General features: G+C 64.3%; 18 protein-coding genes. 13 read left to right on the plus strand and 5 right to left on the minus strand.

Features of this window, described 5'->3' with window-relative positions; all coding sequences use genetic code 11:
• Positions 1-23: 23 nt before the first annotated feature.
• From GGR38_RS21290 to GGR38_RS21300, 3 genes are read right to left on the minus strand one after another with little or no spacing between them, the layout of a single operon-like run.
• Positions 24-1,370 (minus strand): efflux transporter outer membrane subunit, encoded by a 1,347-nt coding sequence (locus tag GGR38_RS21290; RefSeq protein ID WP_183628572.1) that lies wholly within the window; start codon positions 1,368-1,370, stop codon positions 24-26.
• Positions 1,363-4,497 carry a multidrug efflux RND transporter permease subunit gene (locus GGR38_RS21295; protein ID WP_221227200.1) on the minus strand — a complete coding sequence of 1,045 codons (3,135 nt, stop codon included), beginning with the start codon at positions 4,495-4,497 and terminating at the stop codon, positions 1,363-1,365. Before GGR38_RS21295 ends, GGR38_RS21290 begins: the two co-directional genes overlap by 8 nt.
• Before the next feature lie 14 nt (positions 4,498-4,511).
• The gene (locus GGR38_RS21300; RefSeq protein ID WP_183628575.1) at positions 4,512-5,636 is read right to left on the minus strand and encodes an efflux RND transporter periplasmic adaptor subunit; all 1,125 of its coding nucleotides are present in this window, start codon (positions 5,634-5,636) and stop codon (positions 4,512-4,514) included.
• A gap of 102 nt (positions 5,637-5,738) precedes the next feature.
• Between GGR38_RS21300 and GGR38_RS21305 the strand changes: the two genes are divergently transcribed.
• The 7 genes from GGR38_RS21305 (at position 5,739) to GGR38_RS21335 (ending at position 14,399) form a co-directional block, all read left to right on the plus strand.
• Positions 5,739-6,416, plus strand: coding sequence for a response regulator (locus GGR38_RS21305; protein WP_183628576.1), 678 nt, complete (start codon positions 5,739-5,741; stop codon positions 6,414-6,416).
• A 2-nt stretch (positions 6,417-6,418) separates the two neighbouring features.
• Positions 6,419-7,471 carry an ATP-binding protein gene (locus GGR38_RS21310; RefSeq protein ID WP_183628578.1) on the plus strand — a complete coding sequence of 351 codons (1,053 nt, stop codon included), beginning with the start codon at positions 6,419-6,421 and terminating at the stop codon, positions 7,469-7,471.
• Between the two features lie 102 nt (positions 7,472-7,573).
• Positions 7,574-8,170, plus strand: a complete 597-nt coding sequence (locus GGR38_RS21315; protein ID WP_343059194.1) for an RNA polymerase sigma factor — start codon at positions 7,574-7,576, stop codon at positions 8,168-8,170.
• Positions 8,167-9,105, plus strand: coding sequence for a FecR family protein (locus GGR38_RS21320; protein ID WP_183628580.1), 939 nt, complete (start codon positions 8,167-8,169; stop codon positions 9,103-9,105). The genes GGR38_RS21315 and GGR38_RS21320 overlap by 4 nt, the downstream gene beginning before the upstream one ends.
• A 103-nt stretch (positions 9,106-9,208) precedes the next feature.
• The gene (locus tag GGR38_RS21325) at positions 9,209-12,247 is read left to right on the plus strand and encodes a TonB-dependent receptor (protein WP_183628582.1); all 3,039 of its coding nucleotides are present in this window, start codon (positions 9,209-9,211) and stop codon (positions 12,245-12,247) included.
• Between the two features lie 116 nt (positions 12,248-12,363).
• On the plus strand, positions 12,364-13,302 hold the full coding sequence (locus GGR38_RS21330; protein ID WP_246405144.1) for an alpha/beta hydrolase: 939 nt from the start codon (positions 12,364-12,366) through the stop codon (positions 13,300-13,302).
• 11 nt (positions 13,303-13,313) lie between these two features.
• Complete coding sequence (locus GGR38_RS21335; RefSeq protein WP_183628586.1) at positions 13,314-14,399, plus strand: pectinesterase family protein; 1,086 nt, start codon at positions 13,314-13,316, stop codon at positions 14,397-14,399.
• Here GGR38_RS21335 and GGR38_RS21340 read toward each other — a convergent pair.
• On the minus strand, positions 14,386-16,131 hold the full coding sequence (locus GGR38_RS21340; protein ID WP_183628588.1) for a tannase/feruloyl esterase family alpha/beta hydrolase: 1,746 nt from the start codon (positions 16,129-16,131) through the stop codon (positions 14,386-14,388). The genes GGR38_RS21335 and GGR38_RS21340 overlap by 14 nt on opposite strands.
• A 131-nt stretch (positions 16,132-16,262) precedes the next feature.
• Between GGR38_RS21340 and GGR38_RS21345 the strand changes: the two genes are divergently transcribed.
• Positions 16,263-16,679 (plus strand): MarR family winged helix-turn-helix transcriptional regulator, encoded by a 417-nt coding sequence (locus tag GGR38_RS21345; protein WP_172341986.1) that lies wholly within the window; start codon positions 16,263-16,265, stop codon positions 16,677-16,679.
• A gap of 42 nt (positions 16,680-16,721) precedes the next feature.
• Here the strand turns inward: GGR38_RS21345 and GGR38_RS21350 are convergent, their stop codons facing one another.
• Positions 16,722-18,935 carry a TonB-dependent receptor gene (locus GGR38_RS21350; protein ID WP_183628590.1) on the minus strand — a complete coding sequence of 738 codons (2,214 nt, stop codon included), beginning with the start codon at positions 18,933-18,935 and terminating at the stop codon, positions 16,722-16,724.
• Positions 18,936-19,120: 185 nt separating this feature from the next.
• Here GGR38_RS21350 and GGR38_RS21355 point away from each other — a divergent pair, with 185 nt between their 5' ends.
• The 5 genes from GGR38_RS21355 to GGR38_RS21375 all read left to right on the plus strand — a co-directional run bounded on the left by GGR38_RS21355 (position 19,121) and on the right by GGR38_RS21375 (position 25,017).
• A complete protein-coding gene (locus GGR38_RS21355) occupies positions 19,121-20,038 on the plus strand; it encodes a LysR family transcriptional regulator (protein ID WP_183628592.1) in 918 nt (305 codons plus the stop codon).
• Between the two features lie 73 nt (positions 20,039-20,111).
• Positions 20,112-21,383, plus strand: a complete 1,272-nt coding sequence (locus GGR38_RS21360; RefSeq protein WP_183628594.1) for a CitMHS family transporter — start codon at positions 20,112-20,114, stop codon at positions 21,381-21,383.
• Positions 21,380-22,717, plus strand: a complete 1,338-nt coding sequence (locus tag GGR38_RS21365; protein WP_221227201.1) for an acyclic terpene utilization AtuA family protein — start codon at positions 21,380-21,382, stop codon at positions 22,715-22,717. Before GGR38_RS21360 ends, GGR38_RS21365 begins: the two co-directional genes overlap by 4 nt.
• 1 nt (position 22,718) lies before the next feature.
• Positions 22,719-23,033 carry an AtuA-related protein gene (locus GGR38_RS21370; RefSeq protein ID WP_183628598.1) on the plus strand — a complete coding sequence of 105 codons (315 nt, stop codon included), beginning with the start codon at positions 22,719-22,721 and terminating at the stop codon, positions 23,031-23,033.
• Between the two features lie 4 nt (positions 23,034-23,037).
• The gene (locus GGR38_RS21375) at positions 23,038-25,017 is read left to right on the plus strand and encodes an alpha/beta hydrolase domain-containing protein (RefSeq protein WP_183628599.1); all 1,980 of its coding nucleotides are present in this window, start codon (positions 23,038-23,040) and stop codon (positions 25,015-25,017) included.
• Positions 25,018-25,106 lie beyond the last annotated feature (89 nt).

The raw sequence follows: 25,106 nt of genomic DNA on the forward strand, positions 1-25,106 counted from the left end.
TGGGCGGCGCGGGCCGCCCACCATCAGATCGACCCCAAAGCCCGATACAACCCGATCATCCCCAGCAAGGCACCGGCCCGCGTGGAGAGCAAGGTCTGGCGTGCGGAATAGGCGCTACGTTGGGCGTCGAGCAATTCGAGGCGGCTGTCCACCCCCGCCTGATAGCGCAGCTTCGACAGGTTGACGCGCCGGTCGGCGGCATCGGCGGCGGCATCCTGCGCCTTGATCTGTGGGCCATAGGTCTGCTGGGCCGAAATGCCGTCGGCCACTTCGGCAAAGGCGGTCTGGATCGCCTTTTCATAGGTAGCAACCGCAATCCCCTGCTGCGCCTTGGCCTGAGCCAGATTGCCCCGCAGTCCGGCATAGGGGAACAGAGGCAGGGAGACAGCAGGCGCATAATTCCACGCCTTGTTCGTGCCGGAAAACAGGCCCGACAGGCCCGGAGAAACCGCGCCCAGCGCCCCGGTCAGCGACAGGCGGGGGAAGAAGGCGGCGCGCGCGGCATTCACATCGGCTTGGGCAGCGCGCAGATTATATTCCGCCTGCACAATATCGGGCCGCCGGGTCAGCAGGTCGGAGGGCAGGCCCGCCCCCAGATGATCGGGCATTGAGGCCAGCATCAGCCCGATGGGCGCGGGCAGATCTTCGGGCAGCGGCGCGCCCACGGCCAGAGACAGCGCATGGGCGGCCACTTCGCGCTCGCGCTGGCGCTGGGCCAGATCGGCCTCGGCCTGACGCACCAGCCCTTCGGCCTGCGCCAGATCGCTGCCGCTGGCCTGGCCCGCATCATGCAGCCGCCGCGTCAGGTCGAGCGACACGCGCCAGTCGGCCAGCGTTGAGGAGGTCAGTTGCCATTGCTCCTGCGCCAGCCTTTCGGCCACATAGGCCTGCGCCACCGCGCCCACTACTGTCAGTTCGCTGGCCCGCCGCCCGGCCTCGCTGGCCAGATAGCGGTCGAAGGCGGCGCGGCTTTGCGCGCGCAGGCGGCCAAACAGGTCGATCTCGAAACTGGTCAGCGCGATCTGGCCGCTGAACTGGTCATAGCGAAAGCCGCCAAAGCCGCCGCCTGCGGTCTGCGCGCCGGTGAAACCACCCTGCGCCTCCAGCGTCGGCAATTGCGCGCCGCGCGCCACCGACAAGGCCCCGCGCGCGGCCTGAGCGTTCAAAACCGCAATCCGCAAATCACGGTTCTCATTCAGCGCCAGCGCGATCAGCCGTTGCAACCGCGCATCGGCAAAGAATTCGCGCCATGTCAGCGGGGTGAGCGCTACCGTCTCGGCATAATGCGCGGCCACGGGGGCCTTGGGTAGGGGCGCTTTCTCCGCCGCACACCCACCCAAGGCCAAGGCCAAAATCAAAACCTTACGCATCGGCCTGCTCCTGCTTCTTCTTCTTGCGCAAGCCGCCAAAGCCCAGACGCTCACTTATTCCCATAGCCACCACAAAGAACACCGGCACAAAGAACACCGCCAGCACTGTCCCCGAAATCATGCCGCCAAATACGCCCGTGCCAATCGCCGCCTGCGTTTCCGCGCTGGCCCCCGTCGACAGCATCAGCGGCACCACGCCCAGCGTGAAGGCCAGCGAGGTCATCACGATAGGCCGCAGACGCACCTTTGCCGCCGCCATCGCGCTTTCCACCAGCCCCATGCCCTGCGCGCGGTAATGGCGGGCAAATTCGACGATCAGGATCGCATTCTTGGCCGACAGCCCGATGATGGTGATCAGGCCCACCTTGAAGAACACATCATTGGCCATGCCCCGCAAGGACACCGCCGCCACCGCCCCGATCAGGCCCAGCGGCACCACCAGCATCACCGCCAAAGGCACGGCGAAACTGTCATACATCGCCGCCAGCACCAGAAACACTGCCAGCATCGAGAGCGCCAGCAGCATCGGGGCCTGCGCGCCCGATTGCTGTTCCTGATAGGACAGGCCGGTCCATTCGATGGCGAAACCGGGCGGCAATTGCTTGGCCAGATTGGCCATCTCGGCCATGGCATCGCCGCTCGACACGCCGGGCGCGGCCATGCCCGACAGGCGCAGCGCCGGATAGCCATTATAGCGCACCAATTGCAACGGGGTCTGCTGCCAGTCGGCCTTGACCACTTCGGACAAAGGCACCATCGAGCCTGCATTGTTGCGCAGGTTCAATCGCATCATGTCAGGCAGGTTCATGCGATAGGTCGCATCGGCCTGCACGATCACCTGCTGCATACGCCCGGCATTGGGGTAATCGCCGACATAGGCCGAACCCATCGCGGCCGAGAGCGTGTCGCTGATCCGGTTGAAGGGTACGCCCAGCGCCTCGGCCTTTTGCCGGTCGATGGACAGGTGGATGCTGGTGCCTGCGGGCAGGCCGTCGGGATAGACGCCGACCACCTTCTTGCTTTGTCCGGCAAGGCCCAGCAATTGATATTGCGCGGCCACCAGCGCCTCGTGCCCGCGCCCGGCGCGATCCTCCAATCGCATGGCAAAGCCGGAGGAATTGCCCAACTCGTCAATCGCGGGCGGCACAAGGCTCATGATGATGCCTTCCTTGATGACGCCCATCGCGGCCATCGTGCGGGCAACCTCATCCTTGACCGTGGCCCCGCCGCGCTCGCCCCAGTCCTTGAGGACGGTGAACACAATCGCCGCATTGGGCCCCGCGCCCGAGAAGCCAAAGCCCAGGATCGCCTCATTGCCCTTGGTCGAGAGGCGCGTGGCGGTGTGGCGCTCCAGCACCTGCACGGCTTCGCGGGTGCGCTCAGCGGTGGCGTCGGCGGGCAATTGGAAGGCGGTCATATAATAGCCCTGATCCTCTTCGGGCATGAAGGCCGTGGGCAGGCGCCAGAAGGCAAAGCCCAGCAACGCCACCACCACGCCCAGCGCGACCATCGCCCGCCCGCCGCGCCGGATAACCCGCGCGACCCATCCGGCATAGCCATTGGTCATGCGCTCAAACAGGCGGTCGAAGGCGGCGAAGAAGCGCGGTTTTTGGGCATGGCCCGTGATCGGCTTCAACACCGTGGCGCAAAGCGCGGGCGTCAAAGAAAGCGCCAGCACCGCCGAGATCAGGATGCTGATCGCCATGGACATGGCGAACTGGCGATAGATCACGCCGACAGAGCCGCTGGCAAAGGCCATGGGAATGAACACCGAAACCAGCACCAGCGTAATGCCGATGACCGCCCCGGTGATTTCGCGCATCGCCTTTTTGGTGGCCTCGATGGGGGAAAGCCCTTCCTCGGCCATGATGCGTTCGACATTTTCCACCACCACGATGGCGTCGTCCACGATGATGCCGATGGCCAGCACCATGCCGAACATGGTCAGCACATTGAGCGAATAGCCCGAAAGCGACATGACCGCGATCGTGCCCAGCAGCGCGATGGGCGCGACCACAGCAGGCACCAGCGTATAGCGCATGTTCTGCAAAAACAGATACATGACGAGGAAGACCAGCACCATCGCCTCCAGCAGCGTGTGCAGCACCTTCTCGATGGAGACGCGCACGAAAGGCGCGGTGTCAAAAGGCACCGTCCATTCCATGCCGCCCGGCATCGCGCGGCCGATTTCGGCCATGCGCGCGCGCACCGCGTCCGAGACCTGCACCGCATTGGCCCCCGGCGCCAATTGCACCGCCGCCGAGGCCCCCGCGCGGCCATTCTCGCGGGTGGACATCATGTAATTCTGCTGGCCGATCTCAACCCGCGCCACATCGCCCAGAGTCACCGTGCCGCCATTGGTGTTGGCCTTCAGCACGATCTGCTCAAATTCCTGCGGGCTGGTCAATTGCCCGCTGGCGGTCAGCGGCACCAGCACGCGCTGGCCCGCCACCGCCGGTTCCGCGCCCAGCGTGCCGGGCGCGATCTGGATATTCTGCGCGGCGATGGCGGCCGTCACATCGGCCATGGCCAGATCATAGGCGATCAGCTTGGCCGGATCGACCCAGACCCGCATCGCCTTTTCCGCCGAGAAGCTCTGGACGCGGCCAACGCCGGGAATGCGCTTCAATTCATTGACGACATTGCGCGCCAGATAATCGCCCAGCGAGGCCCCGTCATAGCGCCCGTCGGGCGAGTTGAGGCCCACCAGCAGCAGGAAGCCGCTGTTGGCCACCTCGACCGCCAGACCATATTGGCGCACCGTCTGGGGCAGGCGCGGTTCGATCAGCTTCAACCGGTTCTGTACGTCCACCAGCGCCAGTTCGGGGTTCGTGCCGGGCTGAAACGTGGCGGTGATCGTGGCCGAGCCCGAAGTGTCGGTGCTGGATTCGAAATAGAGCAGGCGTTTGGCGCCCGACAATTCGCGCTCGATCAATTCGACCACGCCGTCATTCATCGTCTGGGGCGTGGCGCCGGGATATGTGGCCGTGATCGTCACCGATGGCGGCGCGACCGAGGGAAAACGCGCGACCGGAACCGAGGGCAGGGCGATCAGCCCCGCCAGCGCGATGGCAATCGCCACCACCCAGGCAAAGACCGGCCTCTGGATGAAAAATTGAGGGATCATGGTCTGCGCCTCTCTCAGCGATTGGCCGGCTGGTGCCAGGGCAGCGCCTTGACCGGCGCGCCGGGCAGCACGCGGTCCATGCCGACCACGACGACCTTCTCGCCCGCCTTCAGGCCTTTCAGGACGATGGTTGTGCCGTCGACCACGTCGCCCGCTTCGATCTGGCGCTCCTCGATGGCGCGGCCGTTCCAGACATGGATGACCGCGCGGCCCGCCGCATCATGGCCTACCGCCTGTTGCGGCACGACAATCGCATGGGGCATCCGCAAACGCGGCAGACGCGCCCGCACGAACATGCCCGGCAAGAGCCGGTTGCCCGGATTGTCCACTAGGACGCGCACCACCGCATTGCCCGTGCCCGGATCGACCGTGACATCGGAAAACAGCAGGCGGCCCTTGACCGGATGCGGCTGGCCCGAGGCGGTGATGATTTCCACCGGAGCCGCGCCAGCACCTGCCCCTTCGGCCACCGCCGCGCGCAGGGCGTCGAGCCGGGCCGCAGGCTGGCGCACGTCGACGTAAACCTTGTCGATTTGTTGCACCGTGGCCATCGGGTTGGCGTCGGTGGTGGCCACCAGCGCGCCCTCAGTCACGGTGGCCGCGCCGATCTGGCCCGCGATGGGCGAGGTGACGCGGGCAAAGCCCAGATCAAGCCGCCGCCGGGCGAGCGCCGCGCGGGCCTGCGCCACATCGGCGGCCGCCTGATCGCGGGCCACGGTGGCGTCGTCAAAGGTCTGGCGGCTGATCGCGTCCACGCCCACCAGCGGTTTCAACCGGTCCGCCTGCGTGTTGGCGCGGGCATAGGTGGCCTGCGCACGCGACAGGGTGGCGGACGCGCTGGCCGCATCGGCGCGGAAGGGGGCCGGGTTGATCTGGAACAGCGGCTGGCCCTCGCCCACCATCGCGCCTTCGGTAAACAGGCGGCGCTGGACGATGCCGCCCACCTGCGGGCGGATCTCGGCGGTGCGGAAGGCCACCACGCGGCCCGGTAATTCATCGGCCAGCGCGATGGCGCGGTCCTGCGCGGCGGTAATCAGCACTTCGGCGGGCGGGGGCGCCATGGGCGCGCCATCGCCGCCGCATGCGGCCAGCAGGAGGGTGGAAAGGGGAAGGGCCAGTCGGAGGTGATCGTATCGCATAATGGCCCCATGCACCTTTATCATTGCCCTTGTGTGGAGGTTTTGTGGAGATTGTGTGGAGGCATCTGGCCGCATACCAATGGGCGGTGATACATGGGGGCCATGACAGCGCTTGCCCTGATTGCCGAAGACGATGGCGATATTGCCGACATCCTGCGTGCCTATCTGGAGCGCGAGGGGTTTCGCACGGTCCATGCCGGGGATGGGCGGGTGGCGCTCGACCTGCACCGGGCGCTGCGGCCTGATATTGTGCTGCTCGACGTGGGCATGCCGCATCTCGACGGCTGGGAAGTGCTGGCCCAGATCCGGCGCGAGGCCGAAACGCCGGTCATCATGATCACCGCGCTGGATCAGGATATCGACAAATTGCAGGCGCTGCGCATCGGTGCGGATGATTATGTGGTCAAGCCTTTCAACCCGGTCGAGGTGGTGGCGCGGTTGCGCGCGATCCTGCGCCGGACGGGGGGCGCGGGGGGCGGGGCAGTGCTGCGCGTGGGGCCGGTCGAGATCGACACCGAAAGCCATATGGCGCGCGTCGAGGGCCGCGAAATTCCCCTGACGCTGACCGAATTTCGCCTGCTGGTGCATATGGCGCGCAATCCGCAGCGGGTGTTTTCGCGCGGCGATCTGGTCGATGCCTGCCTGCCCGGATCGGAAGCCCTGGACCGCACGGTGGACAGCCATATCAGCAAATTGCGCCGCAAGCTGGAGGAGGCCGGGGTTTCGGGGATGCCGGCGGGCGTGCGCGGGGTCGGCTATCGGCTGGGTAATGGCGCATGAAGGTGAAATTCGACATTTCGCGCCATCTGACGCTGGCCATGGCGACGGTGGCGATTGCCACGGTGCTGTTCTCCTTCATCGTCTTCTACATCGTCTATACGATTGCCGTCTGGTGCGCGCCCAAGCTGTTTCCGCCCGGTTTTTCGGCTATGCCCAATGGCTGGGATCTGGTCATCATGGGGGTGGTGACGGGCATGGGCATCGGGCTTGGCGCGTGGATCGCGGCGGGCATGGCGCGCCATATCGTCGAGCCGATGCATGCCGTCGGCCGCGCAGCGCGCGCGATTGCCGATGGCGATCTGACGGCTCGCGCCGCGCCTTTGGTCGAGGCGCCGGGCGAGACGGCGACGCTGGTCGAGGATTTCAACGCGATGGCCGGGCGGCTGGAAAAGGCGGCCCATGATGCGGTGAGTTGGAACGCGCAGATCGCCCATGAATTGCGCACGCCGTTGACCATCCTGAAGGGGCGGTTGCAGGGCGTGTCGGATGGCGTGTTCGTGATGGACGATATGCTGCTGCGCGGATTGCTGACGCAGGTAGATGGGCTGGCGCGGCTGGTCGAGGATCTGCGCTGCGTCAGTCTGGCCGACATCGGGCGGCTGGAACTGCAGGTGGGCGAGGTGGACCTGCGCACGGGACTTGAGGAATGGGCCGCGATGATGGCGCCCACGGTCGAACGGGCGGGCTTCAGCCTGAGCGTGGAAAGCGCGTCGATCCGGGCAAGGGTGGATATGGCGCGGCTGCGTCAGGCGCTGCTGGCGCTGGTGGACAATGCGCTGCATTACGCCACCCCTTGCGCCTTGCGGCTGGTGGTGCGGCACCAGGAGCGGGGCGTGGCGATCCATCTGATCGATCATGGCCCCGGCGTGCCGCTCGATCAGCAGGCCGATCTGTTCCGCGTCTTTACCCGAGGCGCGGCCGCGCGCGAAACGCATCGCACCGGATCGGGCCTCGGCCTTGCCGTGGTGCAGGCGATTGCCCATGCCCATGGCGGCGCGGCGCGATATCGCTGGCAGGACGGGCATTCGCATTTCATCGTCACGCTGGGCGCCTGATAGCGCGCGTCAAAAAATAATTTGCCTCTGGCGCGAAGGATTTTGCGCGCCCATGTCTCTTATGCAGCCAAAGGGGTAAAACCCCGGCGACAGGGGGAGGTTGTGACGCAGGGCGAGGTGATCAACGCATTGGCGCGCAGGCGCATGCTGGCCGCATGGATGGCGCGCGAAATCGTGCCGCATGAGGCCGGTATGCGGGCATGGCTGGCCCGTGCGCGGGTGTCGGCAGAGGATATTGATGAGCTTATGCAGGAAGCCTATTGCCAGATCGTTTCCCTGCCGTCGGTGGACCATATCACCGCGCCGCGTGCCTATTTCATGGCCAGCCTGCGCCATATGATGCTGCGCCGGATCAGGCGGGCGCAGGTGGTGCCGATCGGCGCCATGGAGCAGATCGAGAACTGGCGTGATGAGAGCATCGTCTCGCCTGAGGATGAGGCGGGCAGTCGGATCACGTGCCAGCGGGTGATGGCGATCATCGCCGCCCTGCCCGAACGGTGCCGCCGCGTGGTGGAATTGCGCAAGATCGAAGGGTGGTCGCAAAAGGACATCGCGGCCCATCTGGGCATGAGCGAGAAGGCGGTGGAAAAGCAGGTCTGGGTGGGCGTGCGCGCCATCCGCGCCGCATGGGCCCATGCCGAGGCGCAGAGCGCCCAGCGCATGGATCAGGCCGAGCGCGGCGCGGGGGGCGGGCGATGACACCGGCCACCGAACATGACCGCGATATGGCCGCCCGCTTCGTCGCGCGGATGGATGGCGAGAACTGGGGCGAGGCCGATGAGGCCGAATTGCAGCTCTGGCTGGACGGCGGCGCGGGGCGCGATGGGTTGCTGTTGCAGGTCCATGCGGCATGGGTGGCGGCAACGCCGGTGGCGCAGGAGGAAGAGGCCCCGATGGCCCCTGCTTTCTGGCGGCGACGCGGGTTTCTGGGGGCGATGGCGGCTTCGGTCGCGGCGGTGGTGGAGGCCGGGCGCTGGCTGGATACGCGCAGCAGTTTTGCTACCCGTGTGGGCGAAATTCGCCGCGTGCCTCTGGCCGATGGCAGCGTGATGACGATCAATTCGGGCTCAGAACTGACCGTGCGCATGGCCAAGGGCAGCCGCGAGATCGAGATTGCTCAGGGCGAGGCATGGTTCGATGTGGCCAAGGATGCCGCGCGCCCGTTTACCGTGGCGGCGGGCAAGGTGCGGGCCCGCGCGGTCGGCACCGCCTTTTCGGTGCGGCGGCGCGAGACGGGGGTCGAGGTGCTGGTGACCGAGGGCGTGGTGGAAAGCTGGTCCGAGGAGGATGAGAGCCTGCGCCTGCGCCTTGTTGCGGGCGAGCGGGCTTTGCTGAGCGATACCGCGGTGGTCCATCATGAAAGCGACCGGGCCTCGGCGGTGGATCGCTCTTTGGCATGGCGCAGCGGGATGATTGACCTCAATGGCACCAGCCTTAGCGAGGCGGCCGATGAGTTCAACCGGTATAACCAGCGCCAGATCATCATCGCGGATTCTGCTGTGGCCGATGAGCAGTTTGACGGGCTGTTTCGCATCAATGATCCGCAAGGTTTTGCCGAAGCGGTCAAGGCCAGTTTGAATGTGGGGATTGATGAGAGCGATCCGCGCGTGATCCGTTTGGTGAAATCGAAATAATGAATGGGGAATGAATTTTTGGGCGAAGGATTTTTATTCGCCATGTCTCTTTAAGGCTGCTGACAAAAGCGAGCCATGAAGGCGGGATATTCGGGAGGGATTGATGATGCATTCCACTATGCGTGGAGTTTTTCTTGCGTCGAGCGCGATGGTGGTGCTGGCCGCGATGCCGGCCCATGCGGCGGGCCAGACGCGCCAGTTCGCCATCGAGGCGCAATCGGCCACCACGGCCATCGGCGCGCTGGGCCATCAGGGGGATATCCAGATCATCGCCCCGCGCAAATTCACGCAAAGCGTGCGCACCAATGCCGTGCGCGGCGATATGACGGTGGACGAGGCGCTGGGCCGGATGCTGGCCGGGACCGGATTGGTGGCGCAGCAGATCGGGCCGCATTCCTACGCGATCACCGCTCGCCCCGCCGCGCCTACGCTGCAACCGGTGCGTGCGGTTGCGGTCCATGCCGGTCCCGCGCTGATGACGGGCGAGCGCGCCGCCATGGCCGAGGCCGCGCCGATGGCCGCCGAGCCTTTGTCCGCGCCCGATGAGGCGCCCGCCGCCGACATTATCGTCAAAGGCTTTCGCCGCACGCTGATGAAGGCGCAGGATATCAAGCGCTCGGCGGTGAATCTGACGGAAAGCATCGTGGCCGAGGATATGGCCAAAATGCCCGACCTCAACCTGTCGGAATCGATCCAGCGCCTGCCGGGCGTGGCCATCACCCGCGAGGGCGGCGAGGGGCGCAACATCACCCTGCGCGGCTTTTCGCCCGATTTCACCCGCACGACCCTGAACGGAATGGAGGTTCCGGCCAGTTCCGACGGGCTGGATTCGGGCGGGTTTACCCTGAACGCCGGGCGCGCCTTCGACTTCCATGTCTTTGCCTCGGAACTGTTCAACCGGATTGATGTCAGCAAGACCCAGCGCGCCTCGATCGAGGAAGGCGGGATTGCCGGGACGGTCGATCTCTATTCGGCCAAGCCTTTCGATTTCAAAGGCTTTCACTTCGTCGCCAGCGGTCAGGGCGGCTACAACACCATGACCCGCCAGATCGACCCGCGCATGACGGTGATGGTGTCGAACACCTTTGCCGATGACCGGATCGGCGTGCTGGTCTCGGCTGCCTATTCCAAGCGGACCGTCTATCAGGAAGGTTTCTCCAGCGTGCGCTGGACATCGCCCTACATCAACGGCGACAGCTGGGCCAACAGCAACCCCACCGTCACCGGCACGCCCGCCCCATGCGGCGCGGCCAAGGCCACCGATTGCCTCTGGGCGCCGCGTCTGCCGCGCGCGGATTTCTTCGGCAACGATCAAAAGCGTTTGGGCATCACCGGATCGCTGCAATTCAAGCCGACCGACCGGATGCTGATCAGCTTTGACGTGCTCTATTCGCAGCTCGACAATGATCGCTACAGCTATAATTCGATGGAATGGTTGCTGACCCATGGCACGCCGGGCAATTTCGTCGGCCAGACGCCTTTGTCCTTCACGGTCGCGCCCGATGGCAAGCAATTGGTGGCCGCATCCTTCAACGATGTGACCTCTTGGTATGAAAGCCGCCATCAGACCTCGCTGTCGAAATTCCAGCAATATGTTTTGTCCGGCGACTATCGCTTTTCCGACAAGCTGAAGTTTGACGCGATGGCGGGGACCGCGCGCGATGCGGCGGATCGCACCGAATTGCGCTTCTATGCGCGTTCGACCCCGCATTATTATGCCTATGATTACACCGCCAACCCCGATGTGGCCAAGGTCAGCTACGGCAGCTATGATCCCAATAACACGGCCAATTATATCAATGCTTTGACGGCGGCGAACCGGCTCAACAATGTGGTGAAGGACAATTTCACCTCCAAGGCCAACCTGACCTATACCGACAACAAGTTCAACGCCAAGATCGGCGTGGCCTTCAACCGCCGCATGGTGCGTTACAGCGAGGCGCAGGGCGATCTGCCCAGCTTTGCCCCGTCATCCTATATGAAGGCCTTCCCGATTGGCCATTTCGGCGATGGCGTGGTGTCGGGCGGGCTGCCCACCTTTGCGGTGATGAATTTCGATGCGATTGCACGCTCGGGTCTGATTTCGCCCAACTATACCGACAATACCAGCGCGGGCTGGACCGTGATCGAAAAGACCATGGGCGGCTATGGTGAGGTTAACGGTGAGTTTGACATTGCCGGGATGACGCTGCGCGCCAATGCGGGCGCGCGTTATGTGCGCACCGATCTGACCTCGCGCGCGGTGATCGCCGGATCGCCGGTTCAGGTCGAGCGGTCCTATGGCAATTTCCTGCCCGCGGCTAATCTGGTGCTGAACATCACGCCCGATTTCCTGGCGCGCTTCTCCTATGCCCGTTCGATGACGCGGCCGGGCCTGTCCTCGCTCAATATCGCCAGCCCGACCTTTGAATATACCACGCGTACGGTGGGCAATCTGGGCAATCCGGAATTGAAGCCCTATCAATCCAATGACTTCGACGTCAATTTCGAATGGTATTTCGGCAAGGGCGGTTTGATCGCGGTGGGCGCGTTCAAGAAGGATATTGTCACCTCGCTGACCAATTCGGTGGTGACCAAGGCGGTGCCGCAGGAATTCTGGGCCGCGATCTATGCCGATCCGCGCTACAGCGCCTCGTATCAGGCCGATCCGGCCAAGGTGCCCTATACGTTCTACACCACGGTCAATGCGCCGGGGGGCAACAGCGTGAAGGGGCTGGAAGTCACGCTCAACGTGCCGTTTACCTTCCTCAAGGGCTGGTGGTCGAATTTCGGCGTGGCCTCGAACTATACTTATGTATCGGCGCGGGATTCGACCGGCCTTTCGCCCAATTCGTATAATTTCACCGGCTATTATGACACCGGTAAACTTGGCGTCCGTCTTTCGATCAACAAGCGCGATGATTATCTGCTGAGCCAGCCGGGCGGCAACGGCCATGTGCAGGAGCGCAAATATGGCCCGACGCAGGTGGACTTCTCGGCCTATTACAACCTGACCAAGCGGCTCAGCCTGAATGTTCAGGGCATCAACATCACCAATGAGAAAGAGCGCATTTATGGCACCGGCGACGGCACGCAATATCTGACGCGGGAATTCAGCAAGACCGGCGCGCAATGGTTTGTCGGGGCGCGTTATCAGTTCTGAACTTTTTGTCCGGATATGACTCCCAAAAACTCCCATATCCGGGCATCAAAGGGGGCCGTCGGAGCGCGTTGCGTCGGCGGCCCCCGCTTTCATCTGCGGTATCGGGAGAAGTTGCGTTGCGTTTTGATACCGGTTTCCTATTGCTGGCCTGCGCGGCTTTCGCCTCGCCCATTCAGGCGCATGAGGTCGATGAAAGCTACAGCATCGCCCGCCGTTTTGCCCAATATGTCGCGCAATATCCCGGCATCGCCTGGCCCGCGATCCTGCCGCAGACCGGGCAACAGATCCTGCCCGACCGCGTGCATAAAACCATGGGCGAGCGCGACCTGCTGATCGACATTTTCCGCCCGGCCAAGGCGCGTTCGCGCGGTGTCGGCATTGTGCTGGTCCATGGCGGCGCATGGCGTTCGGGCGCGCGCAGCCATTTTCACCCGCTTGCCAATCTGTTGGCCCAGCGCGGCTATACCGTGTTCATCCCGCAATACCGCCTCTCGCCCGAGGCGCCCTATCCGGCGGGCGCGCAGGATATTCACGATGCGATGATCTGGGCGCAGGATCATGCGAAAGACTATGGCATCCGGCCCGACCGCATCGCACTGGGCGGGGCGTCATCGGGCGGGCAACTGGCCTCGCTGGTGGCCTATGGCGATGGTATGTTCGGGGCGGGAGGGCACCCTCACGCGTTGATCGACATGGACGGCGTGCTGGATTTCACCACGCCCGATGCGCTGAAATATGAAAATGCCGCAGGCGCCGGATCGTCGGCCTCCAAATGGCTGGGCGGATCCTATGAACAGTCCCCCGACCGCTGGCGCGAGGCGAGCGCGGCATCGCATGTCGGCCCGCAATCCCCGCCCACGCTCATCATCAGCAGCGGCAACCCGCGCTTTACCGCGGGCAAAGACAAGGTGCTGGCCGAACTGGCGCGGCATAAGATCCCCGCCCAGTGGTACGCGTTCCCCAAGGCGCCTCACGATATCTGGTTCTTTGATCCATACCTGACCACCACTGCTGACAGGATCGCCGCCTTCCTGCAATCGCTGCCCCAACGCTGAAAGACCTGCTGATGCTTGCTCCGTTCCTGCTCGCCGCCGCTTTGACCACTCCGGCGCACTATGACGTGCGCCCCACCTGCGGCGCGACCCCCGCGCCTTGCTATACACGCATCCAATCCGCTTTGGACGCCGCCGCGCGGGACAAGAGCGAGCGCTGGATCACCATCCGCGTTGCGCCGGGGGACTATCATGAAAAGCCGGTGATCGCCCGGCCTCGCCTCCGACTGATCGGGGCGGACAGGGCGAAGACCCGCATCCATTTCGGCGCAGTGGCGCAAACGGCCAAGGATTATCACCGCAACGGCTGGGGCACGCCCGGTTCGGCCACGCTGACCATTGATGCCGATCAGGTCGAGGTGCGTGGTATCACCATTGAAAATACCTATGATTATCTGGCCAATGATCGCATTGCCTATGGCGATCCGGCGCGCATCGGCAATCCGCAGGCCGCCGCCGTGCTGTTCGACATTCATGCCGACCGGGTCTTGATGCGCCGCGTGGCGATGCTGGGCTATCAGGACACGGTTTTCACCAATGGCGGGCGGGCGCTGGTGCAGGACAGTCTGATCGCGGGCAATATCGACTTCATCTTCGGCAATGGCCAATTGCTGATCGAACATAGCGAGATCCGCAGCCGCCCCCGAGCCCAGCCGCCCGGTCCCGATGGGTTCCAGTCCTTTGTTGCTGCGCCCTCCACGCCCTTGTCGCAGCCGACCGGCATTGTGTTCTATGCCTCACGCCTGACGCGCGAGGTGGGTGTGCCCGATGGCGCGGTGGCGCTGGGGCGGCCCTGGCATCCCACCACGCGCTTTGCCGATGGGCGCTATGCCGATCCCTCGGCGGTGGGCATGGCGATTTACATTGACTGCGTGATGGACCGCCACATCCATGCCGAACGCTGGACGACGATGAACGGCACATCGCGCGATGGCGCCATGGCCACGGTGTTCCGCCCGCAGGATTCGCGCTTTGGCGAGGTGGGATCCTCCGGCCCCGGCGCGCAAGGCAAAGGCGTGGCCATCGCATGGAAAAATGAGCGGACCTATGCTCAGATCCGCTCGCAATTCCTGTCCGGCTGGACGCTTACTGGCAAGTAAAGGCGCTGGCCTTCTCGCTATCCTCACCCTTGCGATGGGGCCGCGCGGGGAAGGGACAGAGCAGGCGTTCGCGGCCCGGCCAAGGCGTGTCGGCCCCGGCCGTGGCGGTGATCGCGCCGGGCTTTACGCCCTTTTCGCGCCATGCCACCAGTTGGGAGAAGATGTCGAAACGATCCGTTGCAGGGCCGCCGCGTCCGTGGTTCATCCCCGGCACAGCATAGAATTGCACGAAGCGGCCTGCCTTGCCCTTCTCCCGCTTGTTCACTGCATCGAGCCAGCGCATCGTGTCGAGCACCGAGAAGACCGGATCGCTGACCCCGTGAAACAGGATAATCTTGCCCCCGCGCCGCGTGAAAGGCAAAAGGTCGGTGGCATCGGCATGCATGAAATCGGCGGGGGATTCCTTCAATTCGCCCCATTTCACATGGGCTGCGGCATAGGCTTCGTCGATATTCGCGTTCAAGGCATAGCGGGTGAGCGAGGTGACATCATCGGCCACATCAAGCGGGGGCGAGCGGAACACCGCCGAATTGGACGGCGCACCCAGCCGCAGCAGCGCGCCGTTGTTGATGGCCGAGGCATAGCCGCCCATCTTCCAGATCCGCCAGCCCTGCGTCACGCCCTGCGCGGTTTTGGCCCCGATCCCGGCGTCCCATGCCCAATCGGAATAGACCGCCTTGCCATCCTTGGTCAGCGGGCCGCCCATCACGCGGCGCATCGCGGCAATCTGCATCGGCAGCAGGCAGGCACTGGTCTTGTCGGCCATGTTGTCGCTCTTGCAAGCAATCTTCATCATTTCGGGCATGACGCGCGCCGTTGTGCAGGCGGTGAAATGCTCGATCATCCCGTCCTTGGTGCCGTCCAGCGCATCGCAGGCGGCAAGGATTGCGCCCTGCGTCAACAGGATATCCTCATCGCTCATCGCCTTGTTGACCAGCGGCAGGCCGTCCGCGCCGATCTGGCCCATGGCCTTGGCAACGGCGCCAAACGCCTGCCCATCCCACAATTGCGCGATCGAGGCATGGGCCAGATGGAAGCCGGGATAGCCGATCAGCGCGGCGTCAAATTCGCCCGGAAAGCGCTGGACCGCCATCATCGCTTCCTGTCCGCCCTTGGACCCGCCGACGAAATAGGTGAAGGCCGCCGCCCGGCCATAATAGGCGCGGATCAGCGCCTTGCCCGCGCGCGCCACCGGGCCGATATAGCCAAAGCCGTAATTGTGGCGGGCGATGGCGTCATGGCCGAAAGTCACCACGCCTTGCCGCGCGGGATCATTGTTGACCGCATTGTCATGGCCCGAATCCGAAGACACCACCGCATAGCCCTTGGCCAGGGCCGTCACGCCGGGCTGGCTGGAAAATCCGCCATTGGCATCGCCCAGAAAGCCATCCGATCCGCCGCCGCCCTGAAACACGAAGCGTCCGTTCCAATCGGTGGGCAGGCGCAGGTGGAATTTGATCGCATAGGTCTGGCCATTGGCGCCCTGCCGCTCCTGCATCTTGCCGATGATCTCGCAGTGCGCGGGCATGGCGGCGGCAGGCGGCATCGGGCCATTGCCGCGCGCTTCTGCCGGGCTGGCTTCGCGCAGGGCGGCCAGCGTGATCACGCTCGAACGGTCGGGCATGGCGGCCTTGGCCAGCGCCGCGCAATCACTGGCCGCATGGGCCGCGCCGCTGCTCCCCGCAAACAGGATGGCCAGCGCGAGGGCATGGTGGGTGGTGGGCAAATTCATGACCGATCCTCTCTTATGCGTTGCGTCTTTTGCGTTGTGGGGTGAATTATGCAGAATAACATAGCATGTGCCAGCGCGGTTTTGTATCGCATGGCGCACAAGCGCCCTAAAAGGCGCCATTTGGGGGCCTGATGGACAATCCTTTAAGCAATTTCCCCGGCTATTTGCTGCGTCGAGCCTCCAAAAGCCGGATGGTTCAGCTCTCGCAACATCTCGAACCGCTGGGCGTCGGTATATCGGAGGGTTCGATCCTCGTGCTGGTCGGCCGCAATCCGGGGATTTCGCAGGCCGAATGCGGGCGGATGCTCTCGATCAAGCGGCCCAACCTCAACCCGATCATCCGCCGTTTTATCGACCGCGACCTGATCGTCAGCACCAAGGGGCAGGGGCGCATCCAATGCCTGACGCTGAGCGAGAGCGGCAAGGCGCTGGTCGAGCGCATTATGGCCGAATTCGAGGCGCAGGAAGCGCGCATCTATGAGGCGGTGCCCGAACATCTGCGCGATGAACTGGTGCCTTTGCTGCGCGCCCTGTGGTGTCCTGAATAAGATCCCCGACAGGCCCCATGGCCTGTCGGGGATCTTATGCGATCAGAACTTCTTGGTCACGCGCACGCCATATTCGCGCGGGGCGCCATAGAGTTCGTTGCGGCCGCTTTGCCCGGCCACATAGAACTTGTTGGCCAGATTGGTGCCGTAGATTTCACCCTTCCAGGTGCCCTTGTCCAGCGTGATGCTGCCCTGCCACAGGCCGCGCGCGTTGATGAGGTCGGTGCCGGTCTGATAGGTGGGGTAGGCCCATTGCGAACCGATATAGGAGTAGCCGATGCGCGGGGTGACGACCACATCATCGCCCACCTCGATGCGATAGGATGCCGCCAGGTTCCACGTCCACTTCGGGCTGTACAGGTTCGAACCGCCGCTGGTGGTTACGCTGGTGCCGGTATAGTCGAAGCAGCGCGCCGAATTGCTGCCGTTGCACTGGGGGAAACCGTTGGAGGCGGCAGGCACCAGCCACTTGTTGATCAGCGTAAAGCCCGAAAGGCTGCTGTCGACATAGGACAGGCCGCCGTCGATCGACAGGGCATTGACCTTGGCCTGGAAGCTTGCCTCAAAGCCCTTGATTTCCGAATTGGCCAGATTGACCACGCCGTTCTGACCCGACACCGGGTTGGTCACGTCCATCTGGAAGTTGTTATACTTCATATAGAACGCGCCGATCTGCGTGCGCAGGTGGCGGTTGAACAGGGTGGATTTCCAGCCCGCTTCGTAATCCATCACGGTTTCGGGCGCAAAGGTGCCGGTCGGCGGATTGATGCCCCCGTTCTTGTAACCGCGCGCGACAAAGGCATAGATCAGATTGTCGGCATCGGGCTTGTAATTCAGCGCGATCTTGCCCGTTGCGCGGCCGTCGCTTTCATGGCCGGTCTGGGGGGCAAGGATGGTGGCGCCCACCGGCGGATCGCCGATGATCATGGCCATCGTGCTGCCCGGCGCCGCGCTGTACACCGCGTTCGAGCCGGTCACTTCAAAGCGCGAATAACGCAGGCCCGCATCCACCGAGAGCTTGTCGGTCAACTGATAGGTCGCCTGACCAAAGGCGCCCAGCAGCAGCTTGCTGGTGTTGGGATGGGGCAGGGTGGTGAAATTGCCGCCGCTGCTGTTCCAGTTGCGCAGGTCCACCTTGTTGCGCTGGGCATAGCCGCCGATGACATATTTGAACTTGCCCGTATCGGGCGAAATGATGTTGATTTCCTGGCTGTAAACGCGCTCGCGCACATTGTTGCCGCCCGCCAGCAGGCTGATCGAGGTGGCGTCGGTGTCGCTGACGGCGGCCAGACGCTTGTTCTGATAGGCGGTGAGCGAGCGCAGCGTCAGGCCACCGGCAAACTCATACTTCAGCTCCAGCACCGTGGCAAAGGAGCGCTCGAAATTCGACACCGGCGTGTTGAAGCTGACCGTGAAGGGCGTGTTGGTGCGGCCCGCGACGGCGGAATTGTTGGTGAGGCTGGTGTTGATCGGCTGGAGGGCAAAGCCGCCGGTCTTGCGCTGGGTGGCCTCGACCTTCACATTGGCCTGAAAACCGCCCGACTTGTAGAGCGCCTGAATGCGCCCGTCGATTTCGGCAAGGCGTTCGGGCTGGTTGTTGGCCGGGCCGACATCCTTGAACCATGCGTCATGCTGGTTGAACAGGCCCGATGCGCGCACGGCAAACTTTTCGCCAAAGGGCAGGTTGATCGCGCCATTCACGCCGACATTGTTGTAATTGCCGTAATTGCCCGAAACATAGCCGCTGGTCTCGCCCAGCTTGGGGCGCTGGGTGGTCAGGTAAATCGCGCCGCCGGTCGAGTTCGCGCCCGACAGCGTGCCCTGCGGGCCACGCAGCACTTCGGCGCCGGCCATGTCATAAAACTGGCCGTTCGACACGATGGGCGGCTGGAACACGCCGTCGATATAGGTAGCCACGCCATTGGTCACCTGGGGCGAACCCGAGGCAAGACCGATGCCGCGGATGTTGAACGAATCGGTCACGCCCGAACGCGAGATCGTCAGGCCGGGCGCCGCGGTCTGAAGGTCGATCGCGCGGGTGATCTTCTTGTCCACCAGCGCGTCGCCCGACAGCGCGGTCACGGCAATGTTGACGTTCTGGACATTTTCACGGCGGCGCTGCGCGGTGACGACGATGTCCTTGTCGGGATTTTCGGCAGCGGCAGGCTGGTCTGCGGCAAAGGCGGGCGCTGCGGCCAGCGAGGTGGTGGCCAGCAGAGCGGAGGCGAGCCACGGTGCGACGCGGTTGATTTTCATATGTCCTCTCCAGAATTCCGGCGCGCTTTGGCGCCTCATAAGTTATGTTCTATAACATTACAGTTTTCCCGCAACTGTGCGATGGTATCATTCGCTATGATAGGTGTGTGGATGTGCCTTTTGCGCCACAGTCGATGGTTTGCCGATTGATTGGCAAAATGGCATGATCGGGCTAATCTATGCCCATGTCACGCACCCCCAGCCTTTCCAGTCTCCGCCTGTTCCTCCAGGTCGCCCGTTCGCTCAGCTTCAGCGAGACCGCGCGCATGGCCAACCTCTCGCAGCCCGCGCTCAGCCGGACGATCAAGCTGCTGGAGGAGGATCTGGGCGTGCGTCTGTTCGACCGCAATTCGCGCAATGTGCGCCTGTCCAGCGCCGGGGCCGCGCTGCTGCCCACGGTCGAGCGGCTGACCGGCGATTTCGATCAGGCATTCCGCGAATTGAAACAGACCTTTGAAGGGCAGAGAGGGCGCGTGGTGGTGGGCGCTTTGCCCTCGGTGGCGGCGAACCTGTTGCCACGCGTGATCGCCCGCTTTCGCCAAAGCCATCCCCATGTCGAGATCATCCTGCGCGAAAACCTGACCTCGGGCCTGTATCAGAGCCTTCAGGACCGGATGATCGATTTTGCCATTTCCATCGAGCCCAATGCTCAGGCCGAGATCGACTTCATGCCGATGCTTGAGGATGCCTGCGTGCTGGTGTGCCATGCGCGCGATGCGGGCGCGATTCCCGATCCGGCGCCATGGTCGGTGTTCCGCGACATGCCCTTTATCGGCATGGAGCCGCGCAGCAGCGTGCGGATGCTGACCGACGCCGCCTTCGCCCGCGCCGATATTGTCACGCCCGCCCTGTTCGAATGTTCGCAACTGGCAACGGTCGGCGGATTGATCGCGGCGGGGCTGGGCATTTCGCTTCTGCCGCAATCGACGCTGCCCTTACTGGCCAATAATGCCGATATTGCGTGGCGCGCGATGCAGCCGCCGCTGGCCTCGCGCCGGATCGGCGTGTCGCGCATGGTGGGGCGCACGCTGTCTCCGGCCGCGCAGGCCTTTCTGGATGCGATGGTTTCCTGTGATTCATGCGGCGGAGTTATAGAAAGATAGAATAAGTCGAATTGTTGCATCAATGCAATTGCGGCATGGTGGCACGGCATAATTATTCAAAGGCGAGAGGATCATGCTTGAAACCGTGGCTGCGGCCACCATTCTGGGCCTGCTGGCCGCGATCCTGTCGCAACGTGTCTCGCCGCTGGTCGCGCTGATTCTGGCGCCGGTGCTGGGCTGTCTGGCGATTGGCGCGGGGGCGCATATGCCTGCCTATATGATCGCGGGCATCACGCGGATCGCACCGGTGGCGGGTATGTTTGTGTTTGCCATCCTGTTTTTCGGCCTGTTGGGCGATGCGGGCGTGCTCAAACCGCTGGTTTCGGGCGTGCTGCGCGCGGTTGGCAAGGACCCCAAGCGGATCACGGTGGGCACGGCCCTGCTGGCGTTGATTATCCATCTCGATGGTTCGGGGGCGGTGTGCTTTTTGATCACCATTCCCGCGCTGCGCCCCTTGTATGACGAATTGGGCATGGACCGGCGTGTGCTGGCCTGCACCGCCTCGATGGCGGCGGGGGTCAATTTCCTGCCCTGGACCGGGCCGACCATCCGCGCCGGATCGGCGCTGAAACTGCCGGTGAGCGCGATCTTTACGCCGATGATCGGGGTGCAGGTGGTGGGCTTGGGTTTTGTCTTTGCCGTGGCATGGTGGCTGGGCCTGCGGGAGCAACGCCGCCTTGGGCTGACGCCCGCGCGCGCTTCTGGCCCGGTCGATCCGGTGCCTTTGCCGCGCTTCTTCTGGATCAACACGCTGCTGGCGCTTATCGTGGTGGGGGTGATGGTATCGGGCAAGGTCGAGCCGGTAGTGGTCTTTATGATCGGCACGGCGCTGGTGCTGCTGCTCAATTTTCCCGCCCCCACAATCCAGCGTGAACGGATCGAATCCCACGCGGGCGCCGCGCTGCAAATGGTGGGCGTGCTGATGGCGGCGGGCGTGTTCACCGGCATCATGAACGAGAGCGGGATGATCAAGGCCATCGCCAGCGCGGCAGCTGGCCATATGCCCGCCGCGCTGGGGCCGCATCTGCCCCCGGTGGTCGCGGTGCTGTCCATGCCGCTCAGCCTGATTTTCGACCCTGACAGTTTCTATTTCGGCGTCCTGCCCGTGCTGGCCGAGGTCGCGGCGCATTTCGGCCTGCCCCCGGTGCAGGTCGCGCAGGCAGCGCTCTTAGGCCAGATGACCACCGGTTTCCCGGTCAGCCCGCTGACCCCCGCCACCTTCCTTGTCGCGGGCCTGTCGGGGGTCGAACTGGCCGCGCATCAGCGCTTCGCCATTCCATGGCTGTTTGCCGCCACGCTGGTGATGACCGCCGCCGCGCTTGTTCTGGGAGTTTTCAGCCTGTGACCCGTTCGACCTTGCGCATTGGCGCCGGTGCCGGATTTTCGGGGGATCGCATCGAACCCGCGCTCGATCTGATCGAGCATGGGGATCTTGATTACCTCGCCTTTGAATGCCTTGCCGAACGCACCATCGGTTTGGCGCAGGCCGCCCGCGCGGCTGATCCTCAGGCCGGTTTCGATCCCCTGCTTGAGGCGCGGATGCGCCGGGCCTTGCCGCTGGCCGCGCCGCGCGGGGTGCGGATCGTGACCAATATGGGCGCGGCCAACACGCTGGGCGCGGCGCGCAAAGTGACGGAAATCGCCCGCGAACTGGGCCTGTCGGGCTATCGCACGGCGGCGGTGACGGGCGATGATGTGCTCGATCTGGTGCTGGCGGGCGATTATCCGCTGATCGACCGCCCCGGCACCAGCCGCGATCTGGGCGATGCCATTGTCTCGGCCAATGCTTATCTCGGCGCGCAGGGCATCGTCATGGCGCTGGAGCAGGGGGCCGATACGGTGATTACCGGGCGGGTCTGCGATCCGGCGCTGTTTTTGGGGCCGCTGGCGCATGAACTGGACTGGTCCTTCGATGATCACGCGATGATGGGGCAGGGCACGGTGATCGGCCATCTGCTCGAATGCGCAGGGCAGGTCTGCGGTGGCTATTTCGCCGATCCGGGGGTCAAGGATGTGCCCGATCTGGCCCGCCTTGGCTTTCCCTATGCCGATGTGTGCCGCGATGGTGTGGCCATTCTGGGCAAGCTGGCGGGCAGCGGCGGGCGGATTGATACGGCCACGGTCAAGGAGCAATTGCTCTATGAAATCCTCGACCCAGCCGCCTATCTGCAGGCCGATGTCAGCGCCGATTTCCGCGATGTGCGGATCGAACAGGTCGGACCGGACCGGGTGCGCGTATCGGGCGGCATGGGCCGCGCGGCGCCGCAAAAGCTCAAAGTCTCCATCGCCTATCACGACGGCTATGTCGGCGAGGGGCAGATCTCCTATGCCGGACCCGGCGCGGCGGCGCGGGGGCGTCTGGCCATCGAGATTATCCGCGAACGCCTGAAGATCATCGGGGCGCAGGTCGAGGAATTGCGCTGCGATCTGATCGGTATGGATGCGGTGGACCGGCGCGGGGCGGGCGGCGATCCTGCCGATGTGCGCGTCCGCATCGCCGCGCGCACATCCTGCGCCAAAAGCGCCACCGCAATCGGGGCCGAGGTCGAGGCGCTTTACACCAACGGCCCGATGGGCGGGGGCGGTGTCACGCGCTCGGTGAGACAGGTGCTGGCGGTGGCCTCGACGCTGATCGCGCGCGAATTGGTTGCGCCGCGCGTCCATCTGGAGATTGCCTGATATGGCCGAAATTTTGCGCGACATTGCCCATGTGCGCACGGGCGACAAGGGCGACATTTCGCAAATCGCCGTCTTTGCCTTGCGCGATGCGGATTATCTCCGAGTGCTGGCCGCCGTCACGCCCGAGCGGGTGGCAGCGCATTTGCCGGGCCTGCGCCCCCGCCTGATCCGACGCTATGAATTGCCCGCGCTGGCGGCGGTCAATCTGGTGCTGGAAGGGGCGCTGCAGGGCGGCGTCACCCGCTCCCTCTCGCTCGACGCGCATGGCAAGACGCTGGGCGCGCAATTGCTCGATCTTCCCCTTTTGCCGGAGTGATCCGATGATGAAGCCTCTGCGTCATGCGCCTTTCGGCGCTCTGCGTTACGCGCTTTTGGGCGCGACGATGTTTATGTCCCATGGTGCCGATGCGCGCCTGACCCGGATCGAGGTGGAAAAGACAGCGCCCGACAAGCCGGGTTATGAAACGATCAGCGGGCGTTTCCATGGCGAGGTCGATCCCAAAGACCCGCATAATACGATCATTACCGATATTGCCGCCGCCCCGCGCAATGCGCGCGGCATGGTCGAATATTCGGCCACCTTTGCCATCACGCGGCCCTTGGCGGGCAGCGATGTGCTGTTTTATGATGTGCCCAATCGCGGCAATATCCTGCGTGACCCTGATCCGATGGGCTTTGTCCGCGTGGTCTCGGGCTGGCAGGGCGATTTGCCCGAGGATGTGGGCTTGCAGACCGCCCGCGTGCCGGTGGCGGCGGGGCTGACCGGGCCGGTGCTGGCGCGCTTTGTCGATATGCCTGCGGGTGTCACCAGCCTGCCCATCACCGGGAGCATTGGCCGCCCCACGCCGCGCCCGCTGCCGGTCTCGCTCGATACGACCAAGGCGCGGTTGATGCGGCTGAAGGGCGACAGCGCGCCGCTGGAAACGATCAAGCCTGCCGATTGGGCCTTTGCCGATTGCCGGACGGTGCCTTTCCCCGGCACGCCCGATCCGGCGCGGATTTGCCTGCGCGGCGGGTTCGATCCCAAATTCGCCTATACGCTGGCCTATGAGGGCAAGGACCCGCTGGTGCTGGGCCTTGGCTTTGCCGCCACGCGCGATCTGGTGGCTTTTTTGCGCCACGCGGAAAAGGATGATGCGGGCCACCCCAATCCGGCGGGCAAGATCGCCTATGCCATTGCCAGCGGCACATCGCAGTCGGGCAATTATGTGCGCACTTTCGTCCATCTGGGCTTTAACGCGGATGAGGCCGGGCGGCGCGTGTTCGACGGGGTGAACCCCAATATTGCCGCGCGTCAGGTGCCGCTTAACCTGCGCTTTGGCGTGCCGGGCGGCGCGGCGGGCCTGTTCGAGCCGGGCAGCGAGGGGACTTTGTGGTGGACGCGCTATAATGACAAGGCGCGCGGGCGCGGCGTATCGAGCTTTCTCGACCGTTGCCATGCCAGCGACACCTGCCCCAAGGTGGTGGAGACGTTCGGTTCGGCTGAATTTTGGGGGCTGCGTATGTCGCCCGGCCTGATCGGGACGGATGGGCGTGCCGATCTGCCTTTGCCGCCCGAAGTGCGCCGCTATTATTTCCCCAGCACCACCCATGGCGGATCGTGGAGCGGGGGCTTCCCGACCGGGGGTGATCCCACCCCTCCGGGATGCGCGCTGCCGGGCAATGCGGTGTCCTCGATGGAGAGCCTGCGTGCGGCGCAGATGATGCTGGTGGCTTGGGTGCGTGAAGGCAAGGCGCCTCTGCCCAGCCGCTATCCCACGCTGAAGGGTGGCGATCTGGTGGAGGCCAATGCCAAGGCGATGGGTTGGCCCGATATTGTGGGCGCACCGGTGCCCGATGGTAAGCTCAACTCGCTGCTCAACTATGATTTCGGGCCGGGCTATAAAACCTATGACACCAGCGGCGTGATCGGGGTGCAGCCGCCGCGCGTGCTCGGCGCTTTGCCCCAGCGGGTGCCGCGGGTGAACGCGGATGGCAACGAGACTTCGGGCGTTCCGGCGGTCGCCTTGCAGGTGCCGCTGGGCAGCCATCTGGGCTGGAATGTGAAGGCGGGGGGCTATGAGGCGGGCGGGGGTTGCGGCTTTGCCGGGGGCTTCATCCCCTTTGCGCGAACCAAGGCGGAAAGGCTGGCGCATCATGATCCGCGCCTCTCGCTGGAGGAGCGCTATCACGATCACGCCGGTTTTGTGGCCGCCGTGCGCAAGGCGGTGGCGCGGCAGCAGGCGGCGGGATGGCTGCTGGAGGCCGATGCGCAAAAGCTGATCGCGCAGGCCGAGGCTAGCAAGGTGCTGATCGACTGAGCCTTTTGCCGGATGGGATGGGTGGGGCCATCGCGCAGACCTTGCGCGGTGGCCTTTTTCTTGGGGTTTTGCCGGATTTGATAACCCAG

The organism is Novosphingobium sediminicola (assembly GCF_014196525.1).
Taxonomy (GTDB): domain Bacteria; phylum Pseudomonadota; class Alphaproteobacteria; order Sphingomonadales; family Sphingomonadaceae; genus Novosphingobium; species Novosphingobium sediminicola.